Here is a 286-nt window from a genome sequence, read left to right as displayed (position 1 = left end):
GTGACCGTGTCGCCCGCGTCTGCGCCCGCGAACACGTCGAGGTAGCTGCCCGAGGAGGACTCGTTGACCACGGCGCGGTGTGCGTTGACCCCGGAGTTCGTGGAGACCTTGCCCATGAGCGTGAAGAGGTCGGTCTGCACCACGTCGATCCCCGGTCCGCCGATGTTCGGTCCCTCGATGCGGAAGAAGTTCGTGCCGAACGCGCTGCCGGTGACCTTGTGCTCGACGGCCGGGTCCCCGACGTACTTGTTTCCGTTCGGGGCGGTGACCAGGCCGTCGTCCCAGG

At 67.5% G+C, this 286-nt stretch carries 1 pseudogene; it reads right to left on the bottom strand.

The features are described from left to right. Nucleotides 1-286: pseudogene (locus tag L3V42_RS18140) on the bottom strand (PKD domain-containing protein); the annotation flags it as partial.

The sequence above is a fragment of the Oceanobacillus alkalisoli genome (genome assembly GCF_022213125.1).
Classification (GTDB): Bacteria; Bacillota; Bacilli; order Bacillales; family Amphibacillaceae; genus Oceanobacillus; species Oceanobacillus alkalisoli.
This window is presented reverse-complemented; position numbering and strand designations above follow the sequence as displayed.